The sequence below is a fragment of the Ruminiclostridium hungatei genome, assembly GCF_002051585.1.
GTDB lineage: Bacteria > Bacillota > Clostridia > Acetivibrionales > DSM-1351 > Ruminiclostridium > Ruminiclostridium hungatei.
The window spans coordinates 1-16,169 of the sequence record NZ_MZGX01000003.1; the positions used below are offsets into that span (position 1 = coordinate 1).

11 protein-coding genes are annotated in these 16,169 nt (G+C 43.5%); 3 read left to right on the plus strand and 8 right to left on the minus strand.

The window, feature by feature from the left end:
* Together CLHUN_RS02585 and CLHUN_RS02590 are read left to right on the plus strand one after the other, a co-directional pair.
* Nucleotides 1–635 (plus strand): polymorphic toxin-type HINT domain-containing protein (locus tag CLHUN_RS02585; protein WP_242656421.1); only part of this gene is annotated, 635 nt, incomplete at its 5' end.
* Nucleotides 636–648: 13 nt separating this feature from the next.
* Nucleotides 649–921 (plus strand): hypothetical protein, encoded by a 273-nt coding sequence (locus CLHUN_RS02590; RefSeq protein ID WP_080063011.1) that lies wholly within the window; start codon nt 649–651, stop codon nt 919–921.
* A 617-nt stretch (nt 922–1,538) separates the two neighbouring features.
* Here the strand turns inward: CLHUN_RS02590 and CLHUN_RS02595 are convergent.
* The 5 genes from CLHUN_RS02595 to CLHUN_RS02615 form a co-directional block, all read right to left on the minus strand.
* On the minus strand, nt 1,539–3,710 hold the full coding sequence (locus CLHUN_RS02595) for a glycoside hydrolase family 3 C-terminal domain-containing protein (RefSeq protein WP_080063012.1): 2,172 nt from the start codon (nt 3,708–3,710) through the stop codon (nt 1,539–1,541).
* Nucleotides 3,711–3,756: 46 nt separating this feature from the next.
* Nucleotides 3,757–5,847, minus strand: coding sequence for an alpha-glucuronidase family glycosyl hydrolase (locus CLHUN_RS02600; RefSeq protein ID WP_080063013.1), 2,091 nt, complete (start codon nt 5,845–5,847; stop codon nt 3,757–3,759).
* Between the two features lie 75 nt (nt 5,848–5,922).
* Nucleotides 5,923–7,008 (minus strand): mannonate dehydratase, encoded by a 1,086-nt coding sequence (gene uxuA, locus CLHUN_RS02605; RefSeq protein WP_080063014.1) that lies wholly within the window; start codon nt 7,006–7,008, stop codon nt 5,923–5,925.
* 52 nt (nt 7,009–7,060) lie between these two features.
* Entirely contained in the window at nt 7,061–8,674 is a 1,614-nt protein-coding gene (locus CLHUN_RS02610; protein ID WP_080063015.1) for a mannitol dehydrogenase family protein, read from the minus strand.
* A gap of 59 nt (nt 8,675–8,733) precedes the next feature.
* Nucleotides 8,734–10,644, minus strand: a complete 1,911-nt coding sequence (locus CLHUN_RS02615) for a sialate O-acetylesterase (protein ID WP_080063016.1) — start codon at nt 10,642–10,644, stop codon at nt 8,734–8,736.
* Nucleotides 10,645–10,897: 253 nt separating this feature from the next.
* Here CLHUN_RS02615 and CLHUN_RS02620 point away from each other — a divergent pair, with 253 nt between their 5' ends.
* Nucleotides 10,898–11,761 (plus strand): AraC family transcriptional regulator, encoded by an 864-nt coding sequence (locus tag CLHUN_RS02620; RefSeq protein WP_080063017.1) that lies wholly within the window; start codon nt 10,898–10,900, stop codon nt 11,759–11,761.
* 168 nt (nt 11,762–11,929) lie between these two features.
* On the opposite strand, the gene CLHUN_RS02625 is transcribed toward CLHUN_RS02620, so the two are convergent.
* The 3 genes from CLHUN_RS02625 to CLHUN_RS02635 are packed head-to-tail and all read right to left on the minus strand — an operon-like array spanning nt 11,930 to nt 15,486.
* The gene (locus tag CLHUN_RS02625; protein ID WP_080063018.1) at nt 11,930–13,600 is read right to left on the minus strand and encodes a type 2 periplasmic-binding domain-containing protein; all 1,671 of its coding nucleotides are present in this window, start codon (nt 13,598–13,600) and stop codon (nt 11,930–11,932) included.
* 54 nt (nt 13,601–13,654) lie between these two features.
* A complete protein-coding gene (locus tag CLHUN_RS02630) occupies nt 13,655–14,524 on the minus strand; it encodes a carbohydrate ABC transporter permease (RefSeq protein WP_080063019.1) in 870 nt (289 codons plus the stop codon).
* Between the two features lie 35 nt (nt 14,525–14,559).
* Entirely contained in the window at nt 14,560–15,486 is a 927-nt protein-coding gene (locus CLHUN_RS02635; protein ID WP_080063020.1) for an ABC transporter permease, read from the minus strand.
* Nucleotides 15,487–16,169: the final 683 nt, after the last annotated feature.

Genomic DNA, 16,169 nt, shown 5'->3' on the forward strand with positions numbered 1-16,169 from the left:
TTGCAGAGAAGACGGTGCTTGAAACCTACATACGGGAAACAACAGAGCTTGTGCATTTGACAATCAACGGCGGGTTAATCAAAACAACCTTTGAACATCCGTTTTATGTTAAAGATGCCGGGTTCGTCAAAGCAGGAGAATTGGAAGCTGGCAATGAGGTGCTTGCTTCAAGCGGCAACGTCTTAGTAGTGGAAAACAGAAAAATTGAAATTACTGATGAACCAACCAAGGTATATAACTTCCAAGTGGATGATTTCCATACTTATCATGTTGGCGATAATGGTGTATTGGTTCATAATGCGAACTATAGTGAGGGAACGGGTAGTACTTTAAAAAATCTTAAAGGATTAGATGATTTCTTAAATAATCCGAGTAAACTTAAAAATGTAACTCCAAATGAGCTATATAATCATTTAAAAAACAATGGATATAATCCTCAACCACTAAGTGGTGGTTCTTATAAAGGTGTAACCTTTGAAAATGGTGGGGGGTTCAAAGTTAACTGGGGTGGAGATAGGATTTTACAGTATCATCCAGCAGGCAAGGGCCATCATGGAGGATTTGAATATTGGAAAATATCTTCAGGTCCAACAGGTACAATACGTTATGATATGAACGGTAACACCATTAAGTAAAGAAGGTGAATATATGAATAAAATCAGCATTAAAATTGATAATGCTTTAAAAGAATTAGGGTTTGAAATTGTAGAAATAGATGGAAAAGAACTATATCATCATAAAGGTAGTTATTACAAATTTACTTATATTAATGATTTTAAAGCTTATGTCATTGAGTATGCTAATAGCTATGAAGAAGCTAAGAATAATGTTTTTGAAGATGGAGACACATATTCAATAGATTTAGGCGAAAATGAGCTTATTGAAAAACTCAAAGCAGATTTGATTAAGTATTATTGCTAAAAGGCAGTATTAAAAAGCTATACGCTCTAAGGTCACACAGTTTAGTGATATGCTCCTCCTTAGGATAAACAGTTTTATTATTTTAACTGTCTACCATAAAGGAAGCATATCATCGACTGATGTGGCTTTTCTTCTTAATCAAGTGATTAGGCGTAAAATTAATAAATTGAAATCATTGTGGCGTATGTTTTTAAAAACACTTTATATCATATTTTAATTTGTATTTATACTATGCAACATATAAAAACAGATATCAAAAGCTGTGCGGTTTGCAAATAATGAGCATGCAAAAAAGAGCGAATTATTGCAAAAAGCAATAATTCGCTGCCAGCATCTTTAAGAGGTTTTGACAGCCACCTTAAAGACCACCTTTGAAATGCCAGCAAATGGGCACATGCAACCTATCTCGACCACCTATACGACACACTATCGCACATTCCGACCACCTATGCCAAATGCCGCAGCCCGCATTGCGGGCTGATGTAATCCGATAGGGGGCGCACCGCGACCAATGTCAATTAGTTAAGCTAATCAATTGGTTTTGCGACACTCCCTTTGACATGTTTTGAAAAATATTTATCTTTAGTAAAAATCTATAACATTTATATTTGGAGCTGTTAATATTCAATCAGGGTTCTCTCTCCCGCCAGCCTGAAGCATGTCCTGGCGGCAGTATTTCCTGAAAGGCTCAGACTCCTCACGTCAGGTTGATTTCCTGATATATATACATTAAACAGTCCCGGCTCAAGGACACATCTGCCTTCGTTATCAATGAGAGCCATTTGTCGGGGTACCACAGTGAACATTACCTCCGCTGCTTCCCCAGGCCTGAGATGGACTCTCTTCATTCCCGCCAACTGCCATTTGGGAATCTCAACACAGGCTTCCACGTCTTCCAGGTAAAGCTGGACTATTTCATCCGCCTCATATTCACCAACATTTTTAACCGTGACCATACAGCTAATCTCATCACCTGCATTGATTTCCTTCTGTGAAATCTTGACTTCCCCATATTGGAATTTTGAAAAACTCAGCCCATAACCAAAGGGATATAGCGCTTCATTTTTCATATATCTGTAAGTGCGGTTTCGCATGGAATAATCGCAGAAATCCGGCAATTCTTCGGTGCTTCTATAAAAAGTGACCGGAAGTTTCCCGCTGGGACTGAATTCTCCAAACAGCAGTTCCGCCACCGCTTTTCCGCCTTCGGCTCCCGGATACCAGGCCTGGACTATGGCGAGTATATGTTCATCGGCCCAGTTTACCGCAAGAGCACTGCCTGACATTAAAACCAGAACTACAGGCTTGCCGGCCTTGTATACCGCTTCCAGCAATTCCTGTTGATGTCCCGGCAGATCCAGGTTGGGCTTGTCCCCGCCGGCGTATTCATTTGATACGTCTCCCTGCTCTCCCTCCAGTGTCGCATCAAGTCCCAGACATAGCACCACCACATCCGACCTTTCGGCCATGGCCACAGCTTCTCCGAAAAAGTTTCCGGGAGCCGCCAATCCGGGCTTTTCCTTAAAAAGATGACAGCCTGCGGAATAATATACTCTTGTACCGGGCTCTACAGCATTATGGATACCTTCAAGTACTGTGGTGTACCTTGAAGCCGTTCCGAAATAATTTCCTATCAAGGCACTGCGGCTGTCCGCATTTGGACCTATTACAGCAATGGATCCGATCTTTTTTCTATCCAGCGGCAGCAGCTTGTTCTCATTCTTTAAAAGCACAAGTGATTTTTTTGCCAGCTCCAGGGAAAATTGCCTGTGTTCCTCACAATCATTAGCCTCATAGGGTATAGAACTGTAAGGTACCGCCTCAGCCTCATCAAACATGCCCAGCTTCATCCTTGTTATCATAAGTCTCGTTACAGACAGGTCTATTTGCTCCTCTGAAACCAGACCTTCCCTGTGGGCAATCAATAGATTGATGTACATATTTCCGCAATTCAGGTCACAACCGCTATTTACAGCCAGCGCTACAGATTCGGGAGCAGTCTTCGTAACCATGTGCTCCTCGTGAAAATCCTTGATAGCCCAGCAATCCGAGGTTACATGCCCCGCAAAGCCCCATTCCCCCCTGAGAATATCCTGCAGCAAGGTTTTACTCCCGCAGCAGGGCTCTCCGTTGGTTCTGTTATATGCGCCCATGACTGCTTCAACCTGCCCGGTTTTAACACATTCCTTAAAAGCCGGGAGATAAGTTTCTCTCATATCCTTTTCGGAGGCAACGGCATTAAAACTGTGCCTGTCTTTCTCAGGTCCGCTGTGCACTGCATAGTGCTTTGCACAGGCTGCGGTCTTAAGATATTTTTCATCATTTCCCTGAAGACCCCTTATGAAGGCAACTCCCAGCCTGGTGGTCAGATGCGGGTCTTCTCCATAGGTCTCATGTCCTCTTCCCCACCTGGGGTCTCTGAATATGTTTACGTTCGGTGCCCAAAAGGTTAGTCCCTTGTATATGTCACAATCACCGTACCTTTGAGCTTCATGGTATTTTGCCCTGCCTTCGGTGGCTATGATATCAGCAGTCCTGTGCACCAGCTCTTCATCAAAGGTTGCAGCCATAGCGATGGCCTGCGGAAACACAGTTGCGGTTCCTGCTCTTGCAACTCCGTGAAGCGCTTCATTCCACCAATTGTAGGCCTTAATTCCCAGCCTTGGTATGGCTGGTGCACTGTGCAGCATCTGCATTACCTTCTCTTCCAGGGTCATCCTGGCTACCAGGTCCTCAGCCCTGACCTCAAAGCTCAATTCTTTATTTTTATAGTCCGGGATACTGCCCATACATCCTCCCTTGCCCAAAAATCCGGTTTTATTATTTAGTCATTCCTTAGTATATTTTTCTTCCAAGCTCATCAGGTATTCCGGTTTTCCTTAAGAAATACGTATTTATGATATCTCTCCATTCTTTGGAATGGGACAATTGACCTTCAAGTCTCTCCAATACGTGCAGGAAAACATCCTCCTCAACTTTTCCCTTGAGGCCCAGCCAGTTCTGCTTCAGCTCCTCAACCTGTTCCACGCCTCTGAAGTGCGTATTATAGATGTACTGAAGCAGGGTTTCTCCTGATTTAAGCCGGTAAGCATATGGCACATAGTGGAAAAACAGCAGCAGCTCCTCAGGGCATTTTTCCAAGCTTTCATACACTTCTGCCACTTCTTTATGATATTGTCCGGCATAGCCTGTACCGCTTTTTACTGTTCTGTCCACACCAATACCCTTGTGGTCGGCTCTGTGGTAAGTTCCCCACTTGTCATACTCATAGCCGTCCACATTGGGCCCGTAATGATGGTTTGGATTAACCATCCAGCCGATACCCAGCGGTGAGGTATAGTTTTCATAAGCTTTCCAGGAGCCGAGCAGCATCCCCTTAATTATATCAACCACTTTGCTGTCATTTGTGTAGGTGCGCCTGATCCATTCCTCAGCAATCTCCTCGGATGACAGGTCTGGATTCCAGGCAAGTCTTGCGTATCCGTAAGTATTTGCCTGTGCCATCTGATGTCCGGTCCAGTTTGCATCATCACCGATATTGGTAACAGCCGCAAATCCTCCATAATTGTTTTTGAAGGTGTCTCTGCTGATTATTTTCTTTACGGTTGTGCCTTTCCCATTGCCATAGGTATCAAAATCCAGTATCTCCTTCCACATGGGAACCAGATAGCATAGATGTCTTTGCTGGCCTGTGTACTCCTGGGTTATCTGCAGTTCAAGCAATTGGTTTGTTTTTTTGAGGCTGCCGATAAGCGGAGAAACCGGTTCTCTCACCTGGAAATCCATGGGTCCGTTCTTAATCTGCAAAAGTACGTTATCCTGGAACTTTCCATCAAGAGGCATAAAATGGTCATATGCAGCTCTGGCCCTGTCAATGGTGCGATCTCTCCAATCCTGCTGGCAATTGTACACAAAGCATCTCCATATAACAAGCCCTCCATGTGGCTTTAAAGCTTCCGCCAGCATATTCGCCCCATCCGCGTGGGTACGTCCATAGGTGAAGGGGCCGGGCCTGCCTTCGGAATCCGCCTTTACAAGAAAACCTCCAAAATCAGGAATATGCGAATAAATATAGTCGGCTTTGTCTTTCCACCACTGGCGTACATTTCCGTCCAGAGGATCAGCGGTCTCCAGATTTCCTATTTCTAAAGTACTTGCAAAGTTTATGCTGAGAAACAGCTTGATTCCATAGCCCCGGAATATTTCATTGAGCTTGGCTACATCTTTTATATACTTGTCGGTTATAAGCAAGGTTTCGAACTCATGAACATTAACATTGTTTATGGCTATGGTATTAATTCCCGCTGCGGCCAGCATCCTTGCATAATCGTTTATTCTGGACAGGTTGCCGGTTATTTTGTTGTTCTTAAAGAATATTGACCGTCCGGCATAGCCTCTTTCAACACTTCCGTCAATATTATCCCAATGGTTTATTGTCCTTAGCTGGTTAACAGGATTCTCGATTCTGGACAACGCCTGGGGTGCGGTTTCCGTCTGTATGAGCCTGAGCAGGTTAAATACTCCGTACATGAGGCCCTTATTGGTTTTCCCGGCCACCAGCAGTCTTCCTGCATTATTTTCAGTTTTAAACCTTATTATGAAGCCTTCTTCTCCAAGGCTGTCTTTTTCATCAGCAGACAGCAGCCCGGAAATTTCTTTGCTGCCCTCAATGGTACCTATCACCAATCCCGCTTCTCCGGTAAGTTCAGATGAAAAAACAGGCTTGATTCCCAGCAGCCCGTATAAGCCGGTTTTCAGCTCATTTACTGCATTTGCCGTGATAACTGAATCTTCTGCTACAGCAACCTCTCTGAGAAGCTGTTTATATAAAGTCAATAATTCCTTGTTCTCAAGTCTGTAATATTTTAACCATGCCTTATACATAGAAGTGCCCGTTTTATGGTTTGCAACCTTTACATTACTCATTTTTTCCTCCATATCCTGTATAAAATAGTGGTAAAGTTTTATACCAAATATAATTCTGTGATTTTTATGAATATTCTATTTACACTGTAATTTTTTCATTTTGCCGATTGCTTCCCAAAGTCCATTGAGATATGTTATTCCCAAAGCCCGGTCATATAATCCATAGCCGGGTCTTGCCTTTTCTCCCCATATCATTCTTCCGTGATCGGGCCTTATATACCCCTTGAAATCTATATCATGATAGGCTTTCATTATCTCAAAAAGGTCAAGTGAGCCGTCCGCGGACAGGTGCGAAGCTTCGTGGAATACTCTTTCTCCTATGAATTTTACATTCCTGACATGTCCGAAATGTATCCTTCCCATTGCGCCGAAGTGCCTCACCAGGTCAGGAATGTTGTTTTCCGGATTGGCTCCCAGAGAACCGCTGCACAGGGTCAGGCCATTGTATGGACTGTCAACCAGCTTGACAAGCCTGTCTATGTTTCCCTTGCAGGTTACGATTCTGGGAAGTCCAAAGAGTGACCATGGGGGATCATCCGGGTGTATTGCCATTTTTACATCCGCTTCCTCACACACAGGTATTATCTGTTCCAGGAAGTACTTAAGATTGTCAAAAAGCTTTTCTTCATCCACGCTTTTATATCTTTCCAGAGTATCCTTCAATATGGCAAGTCTGTCCGGTTCCCAGCCGGGCAGTATAAAGCCGTTGGAGTTCGTCGCCATATCTTCCACCAGCTTCACGGGGTCTATGTCCTTGACCGCATTATGGTCATAGAAAAGAGCATTTGAGCCGTCAGGCAGGTTGTAGGCAAGCTCTGACCGGAGCCAGTCAAATACCGGCATAAAATTATAGCAAATGACCTTTACACCGGCTTTCCCCAAATTTCTTATACACTGCTTGTAATTTTCTATATATTTGTCCCTTGTTGGCAGACCCAGCTTTATATCCTCATGGATATTGACGCTTTCTATTACTTCCAGCTCCAGTCCTGCTTTCTCCACCGTATCCTTCAGAGCGAGTATCTTGTCCATAGGCCATACTTCTCCTACGGGCACATCATACAAAGCGCCTACAACTCCTGTAACAGCGGGTATTTGTTTTATCTGCCCAAGCTTAATGCTGTCATCCTTTTCTCCGAACCATCTGAATGTAATCTTCACTATACCATCCCCTTTGTTCAATATTTAAAAGCTTTGTTCCGCTACAGCCGTCTTACTTCACATACTTCTCCAGCACCTTCCTCACAGCACCCGGGCCGGCCAGCATTTCTACAAAGAAACCTTCGATTTTATCCCCCAGGCCCGCCTGATACAAATCCATGCCGAAAATCCGGCTGTTAGAAAGCAGGGGCTTGAGGCAATCTCCCGTTGCTTCCGGGTCACACAGCCGTACGTTTCCAACATAGGCCCTGAGTTCCTTCAGCATTGGATCAGGGCTTAATTCCATGTCATTTCCCATATCATCAATTCCCATAAGATATCTGCACCAGCCCGCTATTGCCAGCGGTATAAAGGTCAGGCCCGACGCCTCCAGCGTGGGATGGCCATGGTAGGTCTTTATGGTTTCACCAAAACGTACCGGAATCTTTTGGGAAGTATCACAGGCGATTCTCTGGGGAGAATCCGGTATAAACGGATTTGGCAGCCTCTGAGTAAGAACCTCGTCAATAAACTCCTGGGGCGATATGATACCGGGATTTACAACCACCGGCATTCCCTCGTCATAGCCGATTTTCTCCACCAGTTTTCTTAAATGCTCATCCTTCATCTCGTCGGCTATCAGCGTATACCCCAGCAGGCATCCGAAAATTGCAAGGGCGGTATGCAATGGATTCAGACAGGTTGTAACCTTCATCTTTTCAACCTTGTCAACGGTGGCCTTGTCGGTAAAATACACTCCGGCCTCCTCAAGAGGTGGACGCCCATTTGGGAAACTGTCCTCAACAACCAGATACTGAGGCCTTTCAGCATTAACAAACTGTGACATGTATGAATTTTTGGAAGTACAGATTATTTTCATCTCTTCAATGCCCAGGTCTTGAAGGTTCTTAGCAACTGCCTCCGAGGGTCTGGGAGTTATTTTATCTATCATGGTGCAGGGGAAAGCCACCTTTTCGCTATCATCAATGTACTCAAGATACTCTTTCTCCACAAATCCATTTTCTATCCAGCTTCCTGCCAGGGTTTTTATTGATTTCCTGAGCATATCTCCGTTATGTGAACAGTTGTCCATACTTACCAATGCTATGGGCAGCTTGCCGGACATATATCTTGAATACAACAGGGCAGCAAGCTTTGCCATCAGGCTTTCAGGTTTTTCCGGACCGCGTTTCATATCTTCAATGACCACCGGCAGTAGCTCTCCGGCCATATCGGTCAGGGCATAGCCCTTCTCTGTAACAGTAAGACTTACCATCTGCAAGGAGGGCGCGCTAAAAATCTGCAACAGACGGTTCCAATCCTCACTTGCTCCGGCATTGCCCGAAAGACTCTCCGCTACACTGGCTATGACTTTTCTCTCCAGACTTCCGTCAGCCAGCAGGTGAACCAGAATTGTAAGGTTATCCGAGGGTCTGTATACCTGGTCAATTATAGTGCTGTCATTTGGTGAAACAGCAATTATCCCCTTATCTGTTCTGCCGCCTTCCAGCAGCTTCTGCTGCAAAGCCGTAACAAAGCCTCTGAAAATATTTCCTGCTCCGAAATGTACCCATACCGGTGCTTCATATGTTGCCGAAAGCATTTTTTCCATGTCAAATCCCGGTATTTCAAATCCTGCCTGTTCCCAAAATTCCCTGTGCCTTAATCCGTCTCTGTTCAGCTTCATATCTTTCCCCACATTTTATATTGATTGTTTATTATTTATATTAACTGCATGTCAAGTTATTATTTGTCCGGTCTGTCAGTCCTGAACGGCGCAGCCGGCAATCCTTCCATATTTACAAGATTTGCGGCCTCCGGGTTGTCAGCCCATGCATACCTGACTGCAACAGGCTCTGTTATTCCCTCATTCCATACGATGACTCTGTGGCCTTCTATTTTTGCATTTGCCCACACAAATCCGCCGGCCTTCCCCTCGATGGCAAAATGCCGTAATACAGCACCATCTCTGGACTTTAGCCCACTTCCGGTATTTGAAAAACTTATGGCTATTTTATTGCCTATGACTTCCATATCCCTGTAAACAGGGCCTGAAGCCACAAGTTCCTCGCCATATGCGGTTTTTCTGGCCGCAAGTGCAATCCGTTCTCCAACATCTTTTTTCCTGAGAGGATGCAAATCATTCCATTCACCCAGATCAATATTCACTGTCACAGCAGTGTCCGGCATGCAGAGCGAATCCATCTGTGCTTCCCGCAGCTCTGCCCATTGGCTTTCTGAAGGGCATTTATCCCTGACCCCATAGTTGGGAAGCTGTACTATTATGAACGGGAAACTGTCCTGGTTCCACTTCTTCCTCCAGTCTTCCACCAGAGTACGCATCAGACCATAATACTCCTGCGGTCTTGGGGTATTTGCCTCCCCCTGGTACCAGATTGCACCCTTAACAGTGTATTTTGTAAGCGGCGCCAGCATTCCGTTATGCAAACCGGTGGGCTGCCAGTGAACAAAAGTGGTTTCAGGCTGAGGTCCGCAAATGGCTCCGACCTTGTATTTCCATTGTCCTGTTAAATCCACCGAACAGTCGGGAGCTATTAATTTGTACGTTTTATCTGAAATGAACTCACCACTGCCATTATTGCACATGACTCTTACAGTAATGAGATTTTTTCCCTTGCGAAGCAGCCCCTGCGGAATGTCATATTTCCTGGGAGGATACTGGTAAGTTATCTCCCCCACAAATTGACCGTTTACATACGTCTTGTCACCGTCAACAATTCTTCCAAGCCAAAGTCTGACAGGCTTATCCAGCATCTCTTCGGGAACTTCAATCTCTTTTCTGAACCAGATTACACCACTGAAGTTTTTCAGACCCTCATTTTCAAAATTTGCAGGCAGTTCCATAACCGGCCAATCAGATGTGTCAATGTTCTCGGCATACCATGGTTCTCCGGCTGTCAGGCCCGCATCATTTTTATTCAAACTTCCCAACCATGAATCGGTAATCTTTTCATCAATAGTCAGTACCTTTTTGACATATTCATCATCTTTATACGGAAGAAGCGTGCGCACAGCTTCAGGATGTGAGGCCAACGCCTCTTCGCTGATCCAGGACTCAATGGGCGAGCCGCCGATTGCGGCTTTTATAAAACCTACGGGAACATTATACTTTTCATGAATTGTTTTTGCGAAGAAGTAACCTACAGCAGAAAACCTTCTGATGGTTTCCGGACAGGCAGCTTCCCAGCACCCGTCTGAAAGATCGGAATATGGCTTGTTGAAATCATATCTTTGGGATACACTGAAATGCCGTATTTTCGGATAGCTGCAATTAATAATGTCGTCCGGGTACTGGTCTTTGACTCTTTCCATCATCAGCTCTATATTGGACTGACCCGAGCCTACCCATACCTCGCCCACCAGAATGTCTTTGACTACAATTGTATCCGAGGCTTTGATTTCCATATCATATGGTCCGCCAGCCTCCAAATCCTTCAGAAAAACCTCCCAGCTCCCATCGTCCCCTGCCCGGGTCTTATACTGCTCACCAATAAAATTCACCGTCACAGGCTCCCCTGCGGCAGCCCAGCCCCAGATCCGTACGGTGGCAGCTCTTTGTAAAACCATTCCATTACTTACCAGACGGGGAAGCACAAGCTGACTTGCTGATTTCTCACTACCATGTGTTTTATCCATTTTAACATCTCCAAATGAGCACTTTTTGCCAATATATATTTAATTACAATTAATCACGTTTGCAGCAAGACAATCCCGAGACTACACAGGAACATAAGCCTGCACGCTCTATCATACATAAATTATACTAATCGCCGTTGGGTACTAATATGTTTATATTGCCGTTTGACTTGCAATAATTGCTATGATAAAATTACTATGTTCTTATATAATAATCCAACATTTCTATCCAAAAGTAAAGACCGAGGTGCATATGAAAAAACGGTATCATGCTTATCAAACCCGCCAGCAAATGCATGAAAGAGATTATGAGATATTTTACTATTCAGATTCAAAGCTTGAAAAGGTCTCACTTCACCATCATGATTTTTACGAGTGCTTCTTTTTTATTTCGGGGAATGTAAGCTACTACATTGAGGGCAAAACCTATGCATTGAAACCTGGTGATATAGTTCTTGTAGACACCACCGAGCTTCACCAGCTTATAGTAATGGATCACAGCATTCCATATGAACGGATAGTGCTCTGGATTGATAAAAGCTTTTTGAACAGCCTGTCCACTGACCAGACCGATCTGGCTTCATGCTTTTATGCGAAAAAGGATAACGTCATCCGGCTGTCCCTTGATCTCCAGCAGACCATACGGACAATTCTTCACAAATTGATTTCTATAGAGAATTATACCGGCATCGGCAGTGATATCCTTTACAAGTCGTATTTTATTGAATTATTTGTTCAAATCAATATGGCCCTGCTTCACAACAATATACGCCCTGATGCCGACGTTAAGAAGAGTATTATGATAACCGGCATCATTGAATACATTAATAATCATATAGAAGAAGAGCTGACTATCGACAGTCTCTCAGAACATGTATTCCTGAGCAAATATCATCTGCTCAGAGAGTTCAAGAAGCATTCCGGGACTACCATTCACAAGTATATTATTCAGAAGAAGCTGATACTGGCCAAAGAACTTATACTGAAGGGAATGCCCATAACCGAGGTTTTCAAGCAGTGCGGTTTCGGAGATTATTCAAATTTCTTCAGGGCCTTTAAAAAGGAATATGGCGTTACGCCAAAATTCTTTTACTCCACCTATAATCAGGACTCTTAGCAGCCGATTGTTATTTTATGTAAATTAATTATTTTAAAGAACTCGATAATCCCCATACGGAAATGGGCAGTCCGGTCAGAAGTCAAGTAAACAATGCATATTAAAAAGCTGCTCCTTACAGGAATTACTTCCCGAAAGGAGCAGCTTTTCTTATGAATTAATCAATGATTATTTGTGGTATTTGTCATATGCTGCCGCACGTTCATCAATAATAGCCTTACCGCCTGAAGCAAGATAATCCTTCATTCCACTGTCAAATATAGAATCAAACTTCTCAGGTTTTGCAGTTACAGACTGAACCAGCATGTTGTCTCTCTTTTCCTTAAGAGCAGGACCCATTCCTTCTTCCGACTTAATCGGTCCGACATTGATGTGCTTTTCAATAAACGCATCCTTGCTTGTAAGCTCATATGCCTTTTGGACATACTTTGGTTCAACACCTGCATAGCCCAGAGCTACCGACTTTGTAGTCAAGTCCTTGTCGCCAAGGTCCAAACCGTTAATTGTCATAGTATAGTCGATATTGTATGGGGAATTCATGAACTTTTCTCCAGTTGTAGCAATGCTCTTTATAATTCCGTCTGGAAGCACTTCATGGGTAACGCCTTCTTCTCCGATCTGGAGGAACTTGCGGTTGTCAAGCTTGCTGATCCAGTTAAGATACAGTAATGAAGCTTCCGTCTCTTTGTTTGTTGACGGGAAGAATATCTTACGGTCAATCGGAGCACTGAGGAACTTCTTGTAAACTCCTGCGTCGTTCTTGAAGGTTTCTATTGCAACGTAAGCTGCATCAGCACCAGCAAGCTTCTTGATGTTTGCTGCTATACTGTCATCTCCGTTACGGTACGGGTAATCCCAGTTGTGTATGAAAGCACCTACGTATCCGGCTTTCATCTGGTTATCTATGTTTTTGTCTCCTGCAGGATACAACGGGAAGTCCTTCCAAACCAATCCGGCATTGTACCATTCGTTGAGCTTCTTAACACCGTTCTTATAACCGGTAGCCAATAAGTGTCTGTCGTCAAAGTTGTTTGCAAAATATTCCTTTTCCGAATCTGTAAAGCTATTTGGAATAAAGGATGTCAATAAGTGGTCCGCAGTCCAGCCGATATCTACGCTGAGCAGGAAAGGAATCATCTTATTTGCATTTGCTCCCAGCAAAGTAGAAGCGTTATCTTTGAATGCCTTCAACATTGTTTCAAATTCTTCAAGTGTTGTAGGTTCTGCCATATTAAGCTTCTTTAACCAGTCTTCACGTACAAAGGTATTTATACGCTTGTTCTGGAAAAGCATGGACTCGATAGCCCAGATAGTTCCCTTGTCAGGGTCCTTGTTCCAGTTTATATTCTCTTCTCCCAGCAAGGAGTAGAGGTCTGTCAGCTTATCCTTGTTGCTTTCAAGCAGTGGAGCCAGGTCAACTATACCACCCATGTTTGCATAGGTCTGAACAGTTGGATAGCTGTAGGTAAGGCACACGTCAGGTGCAGTTCCGGCAGCAAGCAGGTTGTTCATCTGCTCAGTCTCAGTCCAGCGTGGTACTGGAACAAAGGTAACCTCTACATTGTAATCACGAAGCATGCCTTCTTTGATAAAGTTGGTGTAGAAGTTGTCTTCTGCTTTTGTACCGCCGTCAACAGCACGGTCAAATACTTCAACAGTGATTTTCTTTGTTTCAGCAAATCTTCCGGGCAAACCTTGTGCATTGCTTGCATCAGCAGTGCCTGAAGATACCGCGGAACCCTGTGAGGTTGAAGGCGCAGCCGAATCACCAGAACCGCAGGCTGCCAGGCTCATAGCCACAACCAGACAAGCCAGTAGAACTAAAAGTACTCTTTTCATAATAAAATCCTCCTTTAATGTATTATTAGACATAAATTATGCCTAAGAACCAAATTAACCTTTTACTGCACCTATGGTTACCCCGGCAATAAAGTATCTTTGGAGCCAGGGGTATACCAACAGGATCGGTACGGTGGCAAACATAACGGTTGCCGCCTTAAGACCGTCTGACAGTCCCGGCTTGTTGAAACCATCCTGCGCCGAAACCTCAATGCTTGAGACATTGTTTATTATGTTGTACAACAAAAGCTGAATGGGGTAGTATTTTCTATTCCCCATGTACATCAACGCATCTGAAAAACCGTTCCACCTTCCCACCGCATAGAACAAGGAGAGCGTGGCTATAACGGATGTGGACAAAGGCAGGTATATGCTGAAAAGTGTGCGCACAGGCCCGGCACCATCTATTTCCGCCGACTCACGCAAGCTTTCAGGTATACCGTACAGGAAGCTGCGCATGATAATCATGTTAAATACGCTGAGGCAGCTAGGAATTATAAGCACCAAAGGGTTATTTATAAGGTCCAGATCCTTCAACAGCAGATAATTCGGTATTGTACCCGCGTTAAAATACATGGTGAATATAATTAATGTATTTATAACTTTCCTTCCCTTGAGATTATCATACGTCAAAGGGTAGGCACATATGGTAGTCATTACCATGGATACAAGCGTACAGATAAATGTTAATATTGCAGTCCAGCCAAGTGACCAGATATATTTACTGTCATTAAAAACCAGCTTATAGGATTCATAGTTCAAACCCTTTGGCCAGAGTGTAACCTCACCCCGGATCAGAGCTTCGGAAGAGCTGAGCGAGCGCGCCAGAACATTGACCAGCGGCAAAAGGCAGACTAAAATTACAAGGAAGCAAAAAGCTGCAATCACCCAATCTCCCAACCTGGTACTTTTTGATTTAATCATTTTTGTTTATCCCCCTTCATATAATATGCCCCATCTTACCAAATACCGCGTTCGCCAAACTTCTTGGCAAGTGAATTTGCTCCAATCAGGAAAACAACACAGACTACAGACTGAAACAAGCCCACTGCGGTCGTCAGCGAAAATTGAAGCCCACGGATACCATTGGTATACACGAAAGTGGATATAACATTTGATACATTGTCAACCAGGGGATTCCTCAAAGCATACGGTCTGTCGAACTCACTTCCCAATATACGTCCGAGATTCATAATAAGCAGAACTATAATGGTAGAGCGGAGGCCCGGCAGAGTTACATGCCACATTTTTTTGAAACGGCCGGCTCCGTCAATTGATGCGGCCTCATACAGTTCCGGATTGATGCCGGTAAGTGCAGCCAGGTATATTATGGAATTCCAGCCCACACTCTGCCACACTCCCAGCAAAATATATGTGGCTATCCAATGCTTCGGGTCGTTAAGAAACGGGATAGTCTCAAAACCCAGGCTGTTGAGCATTATATTTGCAAGTCCCGTACTGGGTGCAAAAAGCTGCAGCGCGATTCCCGAAATGATTATCCATGAAAGGAAGTGAGGCATATAAGCTACTGTCTGGGTAAGGCGCTTAAATTTTACAAACGCCAGTTCATTAAGCAGCAATGCCAGTATAATCGGAGCCGGGAACCCAATCACCAAATCCAGCAGGTTAAGTGAAATCGTATTTCTCAAGGCATAAAGAAAATCAGCATTTGAGAAGGCCTTAATAAAGTATTCGAAACCGTTACTGTCCGCCCAAGGCATCTCCCAAACACTTTTTACGATACTGTACTTCTTGAAGGCTATTTGGATATATGTCATGGGAATATACCGAAATATAAAGAAGTAGGCTATTGGCAGAACCAACAGGAGATAGAGCGTCCAGTAGCGTTTTAGATAGTTAATCAATTTCTGAGTATTTTCAGACAAGGTCGCACCCCTTTTCTTAAATTATATTAATATCAATAAAAGTGAAACTTATACCGCGAAGGTCAATATATGCTGTGATATTAAAGACCATTGATTGAATCTTTTATTACAAATGCTTCATTGAAAGATTTTCATGAAATTATTTACAAATAAATATATATTTCTCTTATATGAAATTTGGTAAAATTAACTATAACAGGAGCATCTTTTGCAAATCTATGGAATTATCGCTGCATAGACATTTACATAAGCACAAAACCCCCACCAAGTAACTTAACACCCCCAAACGCAGCTCATCATCAGTTGACTATATTGAGATAATATCAATTCTGTATAACAAATACTATGTTTATATTGTCATTTGAGTTGTAAAAATTGCTGTGATATTTTTTTAAAATAAATAAGAGAGTTTTATTATCCCGTCATAAACTGCTCATGCTTCTGCCTGTTGTCCCCGCATTAATCTGCTGGAAACATGCTGTTGCCTGTATTTTTCTTAATACAAATCTATGCGGCTACCTATAAATAATATAACGATTTTTTTAAACTTGTCAATACAACTTTTTGTCAAATCCTTTTACATCCATTAATTATAAAACTGCGTACCCGCGTAATTTCCCTCGTATACAGAGTATATTCCTACCCTTCCGCCATATTTTTAACACCAAAACTTGTATTTACAA